Source organism: Glycomyces niveus (assembly GCF_017592475.1).
Classification (GTDB): domain Bacteria; phylum Actinomycetota; class Actinomycetes; order Mycobacteriales; family Micromonosporaceae; genus Glycomyces; species Glycomyces niveus.
This window is the reverse complement of sequence record NZ_JAGFNP010000014.1, coordinates 85,542-98,022: the sequence shown is the minus strand read 5'-3', so window position 1 is coordinate 98,022 and position 12,481 is coordinate 85,542. Positions and strand designations below refer to the sequence as shown.

The following is a 12,481-nucleotide window of genomic DNA, read 5'->3' as shown; positions in this document are numbered from 1 at the left end:
GCGGTGGCAGGATAGAGCGCGTGACGCCACGGAGGGGGATCACGTCTGCGCGTGATTATGCCGATCAGTATCGGCGTCTGCGTGCCCTGATGCGGTCCGGCCAGGTCGCCGAGGCCGTCGCGGAGGCCACCTGGATCGTCTACAACTCCGACACCGTGCACCAGCGCGCCCAGGCGTGGCTGTTCATCCTCCAGGGCCAGATCTCGCAGCGCGCGACCGACAAGATCCCCGGCACCATCGACCAGGCCGGCGCCGCCGTCTCCCGCTGCCAGGACGCCCGCCTCACCGGCAAGTACCACGCCCTCGCCGCCTGGTACTACCACCACTACATCAAGGCCCTCGGCCTCACCGCCGAGCAGCTGGTCCTCTCCCGCCGCGCGCTCCAGACCATGGCCGAGGAGAGCCAGGCCGCCGTCGACGCCTGGTACGACCTCGCCGTGATCCTCTCCAACTGCGGCTACCAGCAGCAGGCCTCGCACGCGCTCGACGAGTGCCACACCCTCGCCGAGCGCACCGGCGTCGGCCGCTCCTCGGTGGAGGGCGTCGAGGTGCGGGTCCGGGACGCGTTGCTGCGCTACTACACCGGCGACGCCCGGGCCTGCAACTACCTGCTGCTCAAGGAGCTCCGCCGCGTCAAGCCGAGCCTGCACGAGCTCGACACGCGCGAGATCGAGTGGATCCACTACGCGCTGGCGCGCGTGAGCCTGCTCGGGGTCGGCGAGAACTGGACCGTGGAGCATCTGCTGCCGGAGGAGACCTCCTCGGTGGAGGCGATGGACCTGCGGACCCTTGCGCGAGCGTCCCGCCTCATCGCGCAGGCGCGCGGCCTGGAGGCCCTGGAGGTGCTGGACGCGCGCGAGATAGGGGACGAGACGCTCGGCGTGATGGAGCCGCAGCACCTGCGTTCGCTGGCGCTGGTGGCGAAGGGCGACCATGCGGCGTCGATCCTCGCGGCGCACGCGACGACGTACGCGTTGTACAAGCAGATCAACGAGTTCCACTCGATCTACCTGGATTCGGCGGGCGCGCTGGTGGACCGGGACCAGCTGCGGCGCGCGGTCGCGGGCTGGGCGGACCGGGCGAACACCGATGAGTTGACGGGCCTGCCGAACCGGCGCCGCCTCGACGAGTTCCTGTCGGACGTGGACGGCGACGGCATGATCGCGGTGCTCGACCTCGACGGCTTCAAGGCCGTCAACGACACCCACGGGCACCAGGCGGGGGACGGGATCCTGCAGCGGGTCGCGGCGCTCCTGTCGAGCGTCGTGCGCACCGGGGACCTGTTGGCGCGCACGGGTGGCGACGAGTTCATCCTGGTGCTGCCGGGCGCGACGGAGTACGACGCGGACGCGGTCTCGCAGCGCATCAGGGTCGCCGTCTCGAGCGAGAACTGGGAGTACTCGGTGCCCGGCACCCCGGTCGACGTCTCGATCGGCTGGGCCCGCCTGGCGGCGGGCGGCAACCCGTCGCAGACGCTGTGGGCGGCCGACCAGGCGATGTACCAGATGAAGCGCTCGCGCAAGCACTTCTGGGAGGGGAACGCCTTAATGGCGCCCCGCTCCGGTCAGGGGCACGGCGCGTAGACCGCGTCGAGGTCGACGCCGGCGACGGCTCCGGCGAACCCTTCGGTCGCGTACTGCTCGCAGGCTTCGGCGACGTGCTCGGGTTCGGAGGCGTAGTCGACGGCGAGGATGGTCTTCCCGGCGTCGCGGATCGCGCGGGTGTTGTCGAGGTTCTCGCCGCACCAGTCCTCGGTGCAGGGCTCGTCCTCGTTGAGGAAGAACAGCTCTTCGATGCCGATCCCGTCGATGGCGTCGATGTAGCCGGGGTACTCGCGCAGCTCGGGGGAGTTCTGGACGAGGATCCGCAGCTCGTCCCCGCCGTGGTCGGCGGCGGCGATGACGAGGTCGACCATCTTCTGCGCCAAGGACTCCCGGGTCTCGCCGGGGACGAGCGCGAGGTCGATCTCCTCGTAGGCGTTCGGCACGTCGAGGTACACGCCGTCGAATCCGGCCGCGGCGGCCTGGTCGAGGCGGGGCTGCATGACGAGGTCCCACCAGTGCTGGTCCCAGTACTTGACGAAGTACTCGTCGGGCCAGTCGCCCCACTGGTTGAGGACCATGTCGGTCTCGGCGACGACCGGGTATTCGGGACGGTAGGTCTCGATGGAGCCCATGGTGAAGTAGGCGTAGACGGTCTTGCCTGAGTCCTTGAGGGCGGTGATCTCGTCGGCGCTGAAGTAGTCCTCGCCGCCGTCGCGCGCGAGGTCGATGACGGCGGCCTCATGGGGCGCGGCCACGAGCGCGTCGAGCGAGTCGTCTTCGTACCCGGACAGCTGGTAGATCCAGCTCGCGGGCTGTTCCGCACCGGTCTCCTGCTCGGCGGCGCTGCTTTCCGGCCCTTCGGGGTCGGAGTCCTGCGCGCACCCGGCGAGCAGCAGCGGCAGCACGAGCGCAGCGGCACGAAAACGTCTCATGTGCTGCAGCTTAAGCGATCCGAGCCCCGACACGCCCGGCGCGAACACTGTCGGACCCGACACGTACCTTCGAAACCGGGGGCGCCTGCGAACGCCCGATTTGCGACGACCCTCCGTGACGCTCCCGGACACGCCGCTCGCGTTCGGCCCGTCAGGTCGCCTCCGTTCGGACCCTCAGATCGCCTCGCTGATCGCTTCCGCCACGGCTTCCACGGCGAGCGCCCGCACGACGTCGACGGAGGCTTCGAGGCTGCCCGTGGACGCGGCCACGAAGGCGTCGCCGTCCATCCGCGTGTGCACGGGGCTGATCGCCTTCGCGAGCCCGTCGTGGGCGCCTTGCGCGACGAGGGCGCATTCGACCTTGTCGAGCCGCGCGTTCGTCACGACGACCCCGATCGTGGTGTTGCGCCCGAACGTGCCCGTCGCGAACCCTTCGGGCCGCAGCAGGCCCCGGTCGAGCGGGCCGGGCTCGCCGAAGGCGTTCACCGCCGCGAGGGCGCTCACCGCGACGCTCCCGGCCCAGACGGTCGCCGTACGCAGCCCCGAAGGCAGTGTCACGCCCCGCCACTGCCCGACGGTCGCGCCCCGACCCGCGCCGATCGGGCCGTCCAGTGCCGGCTCGAAGGGCGCCATCGCCGCATCGCATGCCTCATAGCCTTGGGCCGCACCGGGGACCATGCCGGAACCGTCGAGGTCGAAGAGTCCGAGCGTCGGCACGATCGGCACCGTCCCGCCCGGTGTGATCACGCCGCGGCCATGCTCGGCGAGCCATTGCATCACCCCGTCCGCCGCTGCCAGGCCGAACGCCGAGCCACCGGTGAGCAGCACCGCGTCGATCCCGGTGTTCGCGCGAATCGGGTCGAGCAGTTCGATCTCGCGGCTGGCCGGGGCCCCGCCCCGCACCTCGCCCGAAGCGGTCGTGGCCTTCTCGAACAGCAGCACCGTGCAGCCGGTGTGCTCGCCGGTCCAATGCCCGACGCGAACTCCCAAGTCCCGCATCCGGACAGAGTACCGTCACGCTTCCCGAATCCGCCTCTGAAATTCGATAACCGAACGGTAACTAAGCTCTTTGTGGACAGTGTTGCGGGACACCTGTGACCCACGCGAAATCCCTGGATTTACCGAGCAAGCACGTCTTAGCATTGAATACGAAGCCGAGGGAAGCAGGAGCGGGACGGTGAACCCGCAACCGCTCTCAAGCCCCGGCCCGGAGGCGGTCCACCGCGATCGCACCGGATTCCCGCCGTCGACAATGGCGTCATCGACGAGCGGTTCCCCAAGAAAGATCACTATCCGGCTCACCCTGCCGGGAAGGAATCATCATGTACGAGTTCGTAGGAGCATTCCTCGCAGTCGACGCCGCCAACACCGTTGCCAACTCGGCTCTGCCGAACGCCCCGGTCGTTGACGACGGGCGTGCCGACAAGCCTTACGCTTTCGGCGTCACCCGCCCGGAGAAGGTCCGCCTCTCGACCGCCGGCGTCCTGCGCCGCGCGGCCGACCGCGTCGAGGGCCGCGCCCTCGCCGGCCTGGCCCGCTAAGGCCTGAGGCTCGCCGCCCACAAGGCGCCGACCGAAGACTGCACAACTCAAATCACTAGAACGCGACGCGCTGCGGCTTTCTCCCAAGAGCCGGGCGCGTTTCGCTCTCCCGGAGGCGGGCCCGGCCGAAAGGCGGGGCCCGCCTCCGGCGTCCCGGCCCGGTTCCCGTCGCGCCGCCACCGCCACCGCCGCAGCGAGCCTGCACGCGGCCGCGCCTCCGCACACGAGAAGGCCCCGGCCGTGTCGACCGGGGCCTCTGCTGGTTCCCTCGCGTTCCAGGCGCTGGCGCCTACTCCTCAGTGCCCGCCTTGCGGCGGCGCGAGGAGAGGGCGAACAGCACGACGCCGACGACGAGCACGAGTGCCGCGGCGCCGATGATCATGCCGAGCGAGACGCCGGTCTTCGGCAGCTGCCCGGAGCCGTCGGCCGTGTTGAGGTTGAACTTCGCGGTGTTGTTCTTCAGATTCGCGTCGGGGACGAACCCGTCCTGCACGACCACGGCGAGCATCCCGTCGGACGCGGGCTTGTCGGAGGTGATCTCGACCTCCAGCTCGATCGTCTGCGTCTCACCGGCCCCGAGTCTGGTGAAGTAGCAGGCGAAGTCGAGGTCGTCGATCGTCGCCTGGTCGATCGCCGGGACGAAGCGGTCCCAATGCACCTCCTCGATGCAGTTGATCTCGTCCTTCGGCGCCATCGTCACACCGGTAGGCAGGTTCCCGAGGACCACGAACGCGCCCGGCCCGTCGGGGTGCGAGAGCGCGTCCGCCGCACGTTCGTTGGCGTACTCGACCTCGATCGTCGCCTGGGTGCCCTTGGCGCCCTTGATGTTGATCGGGTCGATCGACAGGTCGATCGGGTTCTCGGTCGTCGTGATCCGGATCAGCCCGTACGAGTTGTGGCCGAACTCCGATCCGGGCTCGTCGACGACCTGCAGCTTGAGTTCCTGCTCGAAGTCGGCGCCGCCGTAGTTGGCCTCCAGCTCAGCGGCGGTCGCCGTGGACACCGAGTAGGTGCACGAGCAGATCTCGAACGGTCCGGGGGCCGTTTCGGAGACGGTGTAAGGGACGGGCAGGTTCAGTGTGAAGGCGGTGCCCGGGGAGTCCGAGAATTCCGTGATGATGCAGGTGGCATGCCAGTTGTCGCCGAGGCAGTTGGCGTATTCGGCGGCGCCGACATAGACGCCGCTTCCCCAGTCGCTGCCCGAGAACTCGACGATGACCGCCGCGGCGTCGGGCGCCAGCGGCTCGTCCTGGTAGAACTCGGGCCGCACCCCGACGCTCGAACTCTGCCCGACGCCGGTGAACTCGACGTCGCCGTGCAGGTAGGGGTAGGGCGTGGTGCTGTCGTCCGGCGGCGCGATCGTGAGGTCCTTCGCCTCGCTGTGGACCACTTCGCCGTCCACCCTGACATCCACTGTGTACGGATAAGTGCCGACGTGCGCCGCGTCGGGCACCTGGACGTCGAACTCGAACCGGATGCCGGAGTCGGACGCCTCCTCGGTGCAGACGACCTCGGTCTGGGCCGCGTTCGCCTCGCAGCGGTCGCCGATGTCGCCGCCGGAGAACAGGAACGCGTCGTCGGCGATGTCGATTGCGAGCGTCATGGTGACGGTGTGCGCGCCGGGCGTGAAGTCGTCGCCGAAGTAGATCTCGAACCCCTCGGGGTCCGGATCGCCCTCGGCGTAGAACGGGCCTTCGAAGCCGAGGAACGTCTCGATAGGTTCGGGTGCGGCGGCCGCCGGGGCCGCGAACGCCGCGACGCCGAGTGCGGCCGCGCCGAAGACGGCCGCCGTGCGCGTCCCTGCGCGCCGGAGTCTGAGGAGTGCCATAGGGGTTCCTTTGCGGTTGTGCCGGGCGGAGTCGGTCAAGCCCGCTCGGGTGACGTCTCTTACTTGTCCAACGCGGCAGCACCGCACCCGGTTGCGCCTTTGTTCACCTGCCCGTTACCGGGCGCACGGCGAAGGGGCGCCCGGCCGAAGCCGGACGCCCCTTCGCGATCGTCGGGTCCTAGCCCTCAGCGCCCGCCTTGCGGCGGCGCGAGGTGAGGGCGAACATGACCACGCCGGCCACGAGCACCAGCGCCGCGGCGCCGATGATCATGCCGAGCGAGACGCCGGTCTTCGGCAGCTTCGGCGTGGTGGAGCCGCTCCCGTTACCGCTGCCGTTGACGGTGATGTCCGCCTTGTTGTTCTTGGTGTCGGCGTCGGCGATGCCCGGATAGCCGTCGTTGTCGATCGCGGCCACCTCGAGCGTGCCCTTCGCGTTCGCGGTCGCATCGGTGATCTTCACGGTGAACTTGAAGTCGAACGACTCGCCTTCGCCGAGGCCGGAGAAGATGCAGACGAAGTCGGTCTTGGCCGGGTCGACCTGCGGGAAGGAGTGCTCGATCATCGGGTCGTCGGGCTCGAAGCAGAAGACCTCGTCGCCGTCGCTGTCGATCTTGACGAGCTCGAGGCCCTTCGGCAGATCGCCGATGAGGCCGTACGAGCCGGGGCCGTCGAAGACGTTGATCGCGTCGGCCGGGCCGAGGTTCTTCACCGGGACCGTGAGGGTCTTCTGGTCGCCCTTGGCGCCCTTGGCGTTCGTCGCGGCGACCGACAGGTCGAACGGGTTCGGGGTGGTGGTCAGGTCGACGTAGCCGTTCGGGGCGAAGTCGGCCGGGTCTTCGCTCTCGGAGATGACCGCGAGGCCGAGCTGCTCGCCGTTCTCGGTGTCGACGTCGCCGAACTCCTCCTCGAGGGACGCGGCGTCGAGTGCGCGCACGTCGTAGTCGCAGCCGCACAGCGTCAGCGGCCCGGGCGTGTTCTCGGCGACCGTGAAGAAGATCGGGGCGTCGGGCGCGAACGTCCCGCCCGGCACGTCCTCGAAGTCCGTCACGACGCAGGTGATGCCGGGGCCGCCCTTGTACTCGTCGATGCAGTTCTCGTACGGCGCGGTCACTTCGGCCGTGCCCGAGAGCACGTAGCCGGGCGCGGCGACGCCGTAGGCCAGGGCCACGGTGTCACCCGCCAGCGCGTCGGTCTGGAAGTATTCGGGCGCGGTGTCGCTCGTGCCCCCGGCTTCGGACTCGATCTCGGCGCCGCGGTAGAGGAACGGGTCGGACGCGTGCGCGCGGACCTCGATCACGTCGTCGACCGTGGTGACCGTGGTGCCGTCGACCTTGAACTCGACGGTGTAGTCGTAGTCGCGCGGCTCGGCTTCGAGGACGGGCGCGTACAGGTAGTCGAAGGCGACGCTCTCGGCCGCGTCGGCCTGGCATTCGACGACGGTGTCCGAGAGCACCGCGCAGTCGGCGTCGTCGTCGTTGTCGAGGGTGAAGGTGCCCTCGGGGGCGTCGAAGGTGATCGTCGCGGTGAGCTCGTGCCCGAGCGGGAACGCCTCGGCGAAGATGATCTGGGCGACGGCGAGCTTGAGGTCGTCGCCGACGGTGATCGGCGAGTAGTCCTCGACGAAGGTCTCTTCGACTTCGGGGGTCTGGGCGGCTGCGGGGGCCGCGAACGCGCCGGCGCCGAGGGCGGCGGCGCCCAGGCCGACGAGCGCGCGCCGGCCGGCGGTCCTGAGGTGTGGCGATGACATGTACGGGTTCCTTTGTGGATCGGCCGCGGCGCCGTGGTCAGGGGCGATCCCGGCCAGGGGATGTGGGTATGAGGTAGACGCCCATCGGGTCCCCGGGTGTTGCAGGCGGATCCGTGAATTCTTGCGGGGAGTAACCGAGTCCACAGCGAACAGGGCCCCCGACCGTTGCGGTCGGGGGCCCTGCGACGTAAGTGTCGCGAATGGAATCGCTCGGAAGGCTAGGCCTTCCAGCCCGGAATGGGGAACGCCTTCGTGTGCTCGCGGATCTCGCCCGCGATCACGTCGAGCTCGTTGTCCTTGCCGTCCTTCGCGGCGGACACGGCCCGGTCGATCCAGCCCGCGATGAGGTCCATGTCGCCCTCGGTCATGCCGCGGGTCGTCACCGAGGCGGTGCCGATGCGCAGGCCCGACGGGTCGAACGGCTTGCGCTGGTCGAACGGGACCGAGTTGAAGTTCAGCTCGATGCCCGCCGCGTCCAGGGCCTTCGCCGCCGGCTTGCCGGGGATGTCCTTGCTGGTGAGGTCGACCAGGATCAGGTGGTTGTCGGTGCCGCCCGAGACCAGGTCGAAGCCGCGCGCGGACAGGCCCGTCGCGAGCGCCTTCGCGTTCTTCACGATCTGCGCCGCGTAGTCCTTGAAGGAGTCCTTCGCGGCCTCCCGCAGCGCCACGGCGATGGCCGCGGTGGTGTGGTTGTGCGGGCCGCCCTGGAGGCCCGGGAAGACCGCCTTGTCGATGGCCTTCGCGTGCTCCTCGTTGGTGAGGATCATCGCGCCGCGCGGGCCGCGCAGGGTCTTGTGCGTGGTCGTGGTGACGACGTCCGCGAGTCCGACCGGGGTCGGGTGCGCCCCGCCCGCGACGAGGCCGGCGATGTGGGCGATGTCGGCCATGAGCACTGCGCCGACCTCGTCCGCGATGGCCTTGAAGCCCGCGAAGTCGACGGTGCGGGGGATCGCGGTGCCGCCGCAGATGATCATCTTCGGGCGCTCGCGGCGCGCGATCTCGGCGACCTCGTCGAGGTCGATGCGGCCGGTCTCGCGGCGGACCCCGTAGTGGACGGCGTCGAACCACTTGCCCGTGGCCGAGACCTTCGCGCCGTGGGTCAGGTGCCCGCCGGCGGGCAGCCCCATACCGAGGACCTTGTCGCCCGGGTTGAGGAACGCCATGTAGACGGCCAGGTTGGCGGGGGAGCCGGAGTACGGCTGGACGTTGGCGTGGTCGGCCCCGAAGAGGGACTTCGCCCGGTCGATCGCCAGCTGCTCGACGACGTCGATGAACTGCTGGCCCTCGTAGTAGCGCTTCCCGGCGTACCCCTCGGAGTACTTGTTGGTCAGGATCGACCCGGTCGCCTCCATGACCGCCTGGGAGACGTAGTTCTCGGACGCGATGAGGCGGATCTTCTCCGACTCGCGGCGCCCTTCGGCTTCGATGGCCTTCTCGATCTCGGGGTCGACGGCCGCGAGCGACGCGGTGAGGGCCTCGTAGGCGTCGGACATGCAATGCTCCTCGCTGATCGGCATGATCTCGCACGGCGACCGGGCAGGTGGCCTTGATGCCCCGAGCATAGCCGGGCTCTCTGAGCTGGGCACCCCGCATTTCCTCACCTGTGAGACGGACTCCCCGCCCGCTTCCTCGCCTCACGCGATCGCCCGTGCGAGACTCCATTGCGTACACGCAGTACGGTGCGACGTATGTCACCTAGATACGCCGCGAAGACCGTCGGCGCCGGGTTCGCGGTCGCGGCGCTCGCCGCGCTCGCGCAGCTCGGGCTGGCCTACGGCTTCGGACTCCTCTCCTGGGCGGACGCCGCCCCCGGCGCCGCCGAACCGGTGCTCGACTACCGCTCGAACGCGAACCTCGCCTGGGTCGCCTGGTTCTCGGCCGCCTCCGGCGTCGTCGGCGGCCTCGCCTCGGGCGCGATCGGCTCCCGCGCCGCCGCCCGCCTCGGCCCCGCCATCCGCGTCACCGCCGTCCTCGCGAGCGCCGTCGGCGCCTTCGCGGTCGGCCCGCTCGTCTCCCTCTCGGCCGAGCGCGGCGCGGCCTTCACGAGCTTCCCCACCGAGCCCCTCATCGCGGCCGGCCTCGGCGCGGCGGTCGGCTTCGCGCTCGCGCTCATCGGCCTCAGCTCCCGCTCGGTCGCGGTCAACGTGGGCGCCTCGGTGGCCCTGGTGTGGCTGCTCGCGGTCCTCGCCGTGTTCGTGGAGGTCGGCGAGCCCGTCTCCCCGGTCGCCGAGCTCGCGGTATGGGGCTCGTGGGTCGGCCCGGACACGTTCCTCGGCATGCGCGGCTTCGCGATCTCGGTCCCGTTCGTCACCGGCTCCGCGCTCATCGGCGTGGTCGTCGCGATCCTGGCGCGCCGCGGCCCGATCTCCAGCTCCGGCTACCGGATCGCGGCGGCCTCCGGCATCGCCGGGCCGCTCATCGTCACCGTGGCCCACTTCTACGCCGGGCCGTCCCCGGTCGACAGCGCCGACTCGATGTCGGTGATCCTCGTCGGCCCGTACGCCGCGATCGCCGGCCTCCTCGGCTCCCTCATCGTCTGCGCCCTCCCGAAGTCCGGCGGCCAGCTCGACGACGCCCCCCAAGCCAGCGCGCCCCAGGTCACGGAGCCCCTCGAGGCCCCGACCGGGCTTGTCGAGACCGCCCCCGGCTGGACCGTCCCCGAACCCGCCTCCGCCTACGACGACACCCGCAAGGGCGACACGAAGGACCTCCCCGGCAAAGGCCCCGACCCCGAACTCGACTGGGTCCAGGAGCTCAAGCCCGTCGAACCCGGCGCGACCCTCACCGCCGAACCCGAGACGGGGACCGAACAGACCGAGACCGAGGACAAGCCCAAGCGCCGCCCCCGCAAGACCGCCCGAACCCGCCGCAAACTCGACGCAGACGAGCCGAGCCCCGACAACCCCGCCTAAGCCCCGAGGAGCCCCGGCCGCCGTTCCTTCGCGACACCTCCTCGCATTCAGGGCGATGTCTGACCTGTATGGGACAGTGATCGCATTTCTTCGGTTGGTAGGAGGCGGATGCGGGTGGGAAGGGCCACGCCCTACGCCCGCGCGCGGGCGCGCCGCGCCAGCGGCGCAGCCGCCCGCCACTCCACAGCAAAGGCCGGGGCCTTACGGTCCCGGCCTCCGCCGTTCGTCACTCCAAACGATCGCTCACACTTCCCAGTCGTGCACCGGCCGGCCGTCGGCCGAGCGGGCCGCGTAGTCGAGCACCATGGCCCGCAGCGCGTCGCGCCGTTCCAGCCGATGCCGGTGCTCGGCCACCTGCACGCGCGCGACCTGCCAGGTCGCGCCGTTCACGCCCCGGCGGCACCGGGCCTCGATCACCCCGAGATAGCGGCTGACGTCGCGGCTGACCACGCCCATCGCCGCCAGCCCCTCGGCCGCCGCGGGCAGCAGCTCGTCCAGGACCAGCGCTCGCGCCGGCACGAGCCCGCGGCCCGGCCACCACTGGTCGGCCTGGATGCCGTGCCGCGCCGCCGAACGGAAGTTCGCCGCGGCCTGCGCGAAGTCCATCCGCTCGCTCAACGGGACCGGCGCGTTCGCGTAGTACCCGACCAGGCCGTAGAACAGCGCCATGTTCGCGCAGATGTCCACGGCCGTCGGCCCCGCCGCGACCACCCGGTTCTCCACCCGCACATGCGGGCGCCCCGAGTGCACGTCGTACACCGGCCGGTTCCACCGGTACACGGTCCCGTTGTGGTACCGCAGCTCCTGGAGCGACGGGACGCCGCCGGCCGCGGTCACCGCGAGGGGGTCCTCCTCGTCGCACAGCGGTAAAAGCGGCGCGAAATGCCGGTAGTTCTCGTCGAACAGCTCCAGCACCCCGTCGATCCACCGCTCCCCGAACCACGCCCGCGGCTTCGCGCCCGCCTCCCGCTGGTTCGCCCGCCGCGTGTCGGTGCCCTGCTCGAACAGGATCACCCGCGTCTCGGCCCACAGCTGCCGCCCGAACAGGTACGGCGAGTTCGCACCCATCGCCACCTGCACGCCCGCGATCGCCTGCGCGGCGTTCCAGTACCGCGCGAAGTCCTCGGGGGAGACCTGCAGGTGGAACTGCACGGACGTGTTCGCCGCCTCCGGCGCGATCGACGAGGACGTGAAGTCCACCGACTCCGCCCCCTGGATGTCGATCCGCAGGGGCTCGCCGCGCTGGGCCATGATCTCGTCGTTGAGGATCCGGTACCGCCGCGTCCGCGACAGGGCGTCGACGCTCATGTGGTCGGTGAACAGGGTGGGCATCGTCCCTATAGGACACACCTGCACTCCGGCCTTGTCCCCGGCCTCCCGCACCTCCGACAGCACCGCCGTCAGATCGCTCTCGTACCAGGAGATCCCGGCCCCGTCGAGCAGGCGCGGGGGCAGGTTCAGCTCGATGTTGAAGGCGCCCAACTCGTGTTGAGCGCCGTAGAGGGCGTCCTCTTCGCCTGAGGTGTGCAGGTGCTCCAGCACCGTGTCGTTCGCGAACGCCGGATCCCCTGTCGGCGTGACGAGGTCGAGCTCCAGTTCGAGGCCCGTCATGGGCCGGTCCCGGTCGAGTCGCCGGTCGGCAAGGAGCTGCGCGAGGGCCGTGCGGCCCGCCTGGAGTCGCGCCGTGTACGCGGGGTGGTCCCAATGGCGCAGGGCAGTGCCGGTCACCTCGTCCCCCATAGTTTCCTCCCCAGGAATGAAAGGTCCATCAACCTTAAGACTTTCGGTCATGTGCTGGCTACCAAGGGAGAAGAACTTTCGTCCCAAATGGTGTGGATCGCGCTCATATTAGGGACCGGCGATGGGTCGTAGTGTCGGGATCTTGACACAACCGGGTTTCGGAAGTTCACTATCTGTATCAAAGCAGCTCATGAACGGAGTCGTCCGTGACACGTTCCGCTGCCGGACAGGGACGCA

At 70.0% G+C, this 12,481-nt stretch carries 9 protein-coding genes; 3 read left to right on the top strand and 6 right to left on the bottom strand.

All coding sequences use genetic code 11. The features are described from left to right. The first annotated feature begins 89 nt into the window (after window positions 1-89). Entirely contained in the window at window positions 90-1,583 is a 1,494-nt protein-coding gene (locus J5V16_RS21045; protein WP_208498947.1) for a GGDEF domain-containing protein, read from the top strand. Here the strand turns inward: J5V16_RS21045 and J5V16_RS21040 are convergent. Beyond that, on the bottom strand, window positions 1,565-2,476 hold the full coding sequence (locus J5V16_RS21040) for an endo alpha-1,4 polygalactosaminidase (protein WP_208498946.1): 912 nt from the start codon (window positions 2,474-2,476) through the stop codon (window positions 1,565-1,567). The two genes, J5V16_RS21045 and J5V16_RS21040, sit on opposite strands and share 19 nt — an antisense overlap. 174 nt (window positions 2,477-2,650) lie before the next feature. After that, window positions 2,651-3,475 carry a P1 family peptidase gene (locus tag J5V16_RS21035; protein ID WP_208498945.1) on the bottom strand — a complete coding sequence of 275 codons (825 nt, stop codon included), beginning with the start codon at window positions 3,473-3,475 and terminating at the stop codon, window positions 2,651-2,653. A gap of 323 nt (window positions 3,476-3,798) precedes the next feature. On the opposite strand from J5V16_RS21035, the gene J5V16_RS21030 reads away from it, so the two are divergent. After that, on the top strand, window positions 3,799-4,017 hold the full coding sequence (locus J5V16_RS21030) for a hypothetical protein (RefSeq protein WP_208498944.1): 219 nt from the start codon (window positions 3,799-3,801) through the stop codon (window positions 4,015-4,017). 289 nt (window positions 4,018-4,306) lie between these two features. Here the strand turns inward: J5V16_RS21030 and J5V16_RS21025 are convergent, their stop codons facing one another. The 3 genes from J5V16_RS21025 to J5V16_RS21015 all read right to left on the bottom strand — a co-directional run bounded on the left by J5V16_RS21025 (window position 4,307) and on the right by J5V16_RS21015 (window position 9,085). After that, on the bottom strand, window positions 4,307-5,845 hold the full coding sequence (locus J5V16_RS21025; RefSeq protein ID WP_208498943.1) for an LPXTG cell wall anchor domain-containing protein: 1,539 nt from the start codon (window positions 5,843-5,845) through the stop codon (window positions 4,307-4,309). 178 nt (window positions 5,846-6,023) lie between these two features. Then, entirely contained in the window at window positions 6,024-7,592 is a 1,569-nt protein-coding gene (locus tag J5V16_RS21020) for an LPXTG cell wall anchor domain-containing protein (RefSeq protein WP_208498942.1), read from the bottom strand. 218 nt (window positions 7,593-7,810) lie between these two features. Next, the gene (locus tag J5V16_RS21015; protein ID WP_208498941.1) at window positions 7,811-9,085 is read right to left on the bottom strand and encodes a serine hydroxymethyltransferase; all 1,275 of its coding nucleotides are present in this window, start codon (window positions 9,083-9,085) and stop codon (window positions 7,811-7,813) included. Between the two features lie 195 nt (window positions 9,086-9,280). Here J5V16_RS21015 and J5V16_RS21010 point away from each other — a divergent pair, with 195 nt between their 5' ends. Then, a complete protein-coding gene (locus J5V16_RS21010) occupies window positions 9,281-10,504 on the top strand; it encodes a hypothetical protein (protein WP_208498940.1) in 1,224 nt (407 codons plus the stop codon). 243 nt (window positions 10,505-10,747) lie between these two features. On the opposite strand, the gene J5V16_RS21005 is transcribed toward J5V16_RS21010, so the two are convergent. After that, on the bottom strand, window positions 10,748-12,244 hold the full coding sequence (locus tag J5V16_RS21005; RefSeq protein ID WP_408612507.1) for a glutamate--cysteine ligase: 1,497 nt from the start codon (window positions 12,242-12,244) through the stop codon (window positions 10,748-10,750). Window positions 12,245-12,481 lie beyond the last annotated feature (237 nt).

What these genes read in the sequence shown, in the direction of transcription:
- J5V16_RS21040 (WP_208498946.1), bottom strand. Translation starts at nt 2,476, where the DNA reads ATGAGACGTTTTCGTGCCGCTGCGCTCGTGCTGCCGCTGCTGCTCGCC.
- J5V16_RS21015 (WP_208498941.1), bottom strand. Translation starts at nt 9,085, where the DNA reads ATGTCCGACGCCTACGAGGCCCTCACCGCGTCGCTCGCGGCCGTCGAC.
- J5V16_RS21005 (WP_408612507.1), bottom strand. Translation starts at nt 12,244, where the DNA reads ATGGGGGACGAGGTGACCGGCACTGCCCTGCGCCATTGGGACCACCCC.
- J5V16_RS21020 (WP_208498942.1), bottom strand. Translation starts at nt 7,592, where the DNA reads ATGTCATCGCCACACCTCAGGACCGCCGGCCGGCGCGCGCTCGTCGGC.
- J5V16_RS21025 (WP_208498943.1), bottom strand. Translation starts at nt 5,845, where the DNA reads ATGGCACTCCTCAGACTCCGGCGCGCAGGGACGCGCACGGCGGCCGTC.
- J5V16_RS21030 (WP_208498944.1), top strand. Translation starts at nt 3,799, where the DNA reads ATGTACGAGTTCGTAGGAGCATTCCTCGCAGTCGACGCCGCCAACACC.
- J5V16_RS21010 (WP_208498940.1), top strand. Translation starts at nt 9,281, where the DNA reads ATGTCACCTAGATACGCCGCGAAGACCGTCGGCGCCGGGTTCGCGGTC.
- J5V16_RS21045 (WP_208498947.1), top strand. Translation starts at nt 90, where the DNA reads ATGCGGTCCGGCCAGGTCGCCGAGGCCGTCGCGGAGGCCACCTGGATC.
- J5V16_RS21035 (WP_208498945.1), bottom strand. Translation starts at nt 3,475, where the DNA reads ATGCGGGACTTGGGAGTTCGCGTCGGGCATTGGACCGGCGAGCACACC.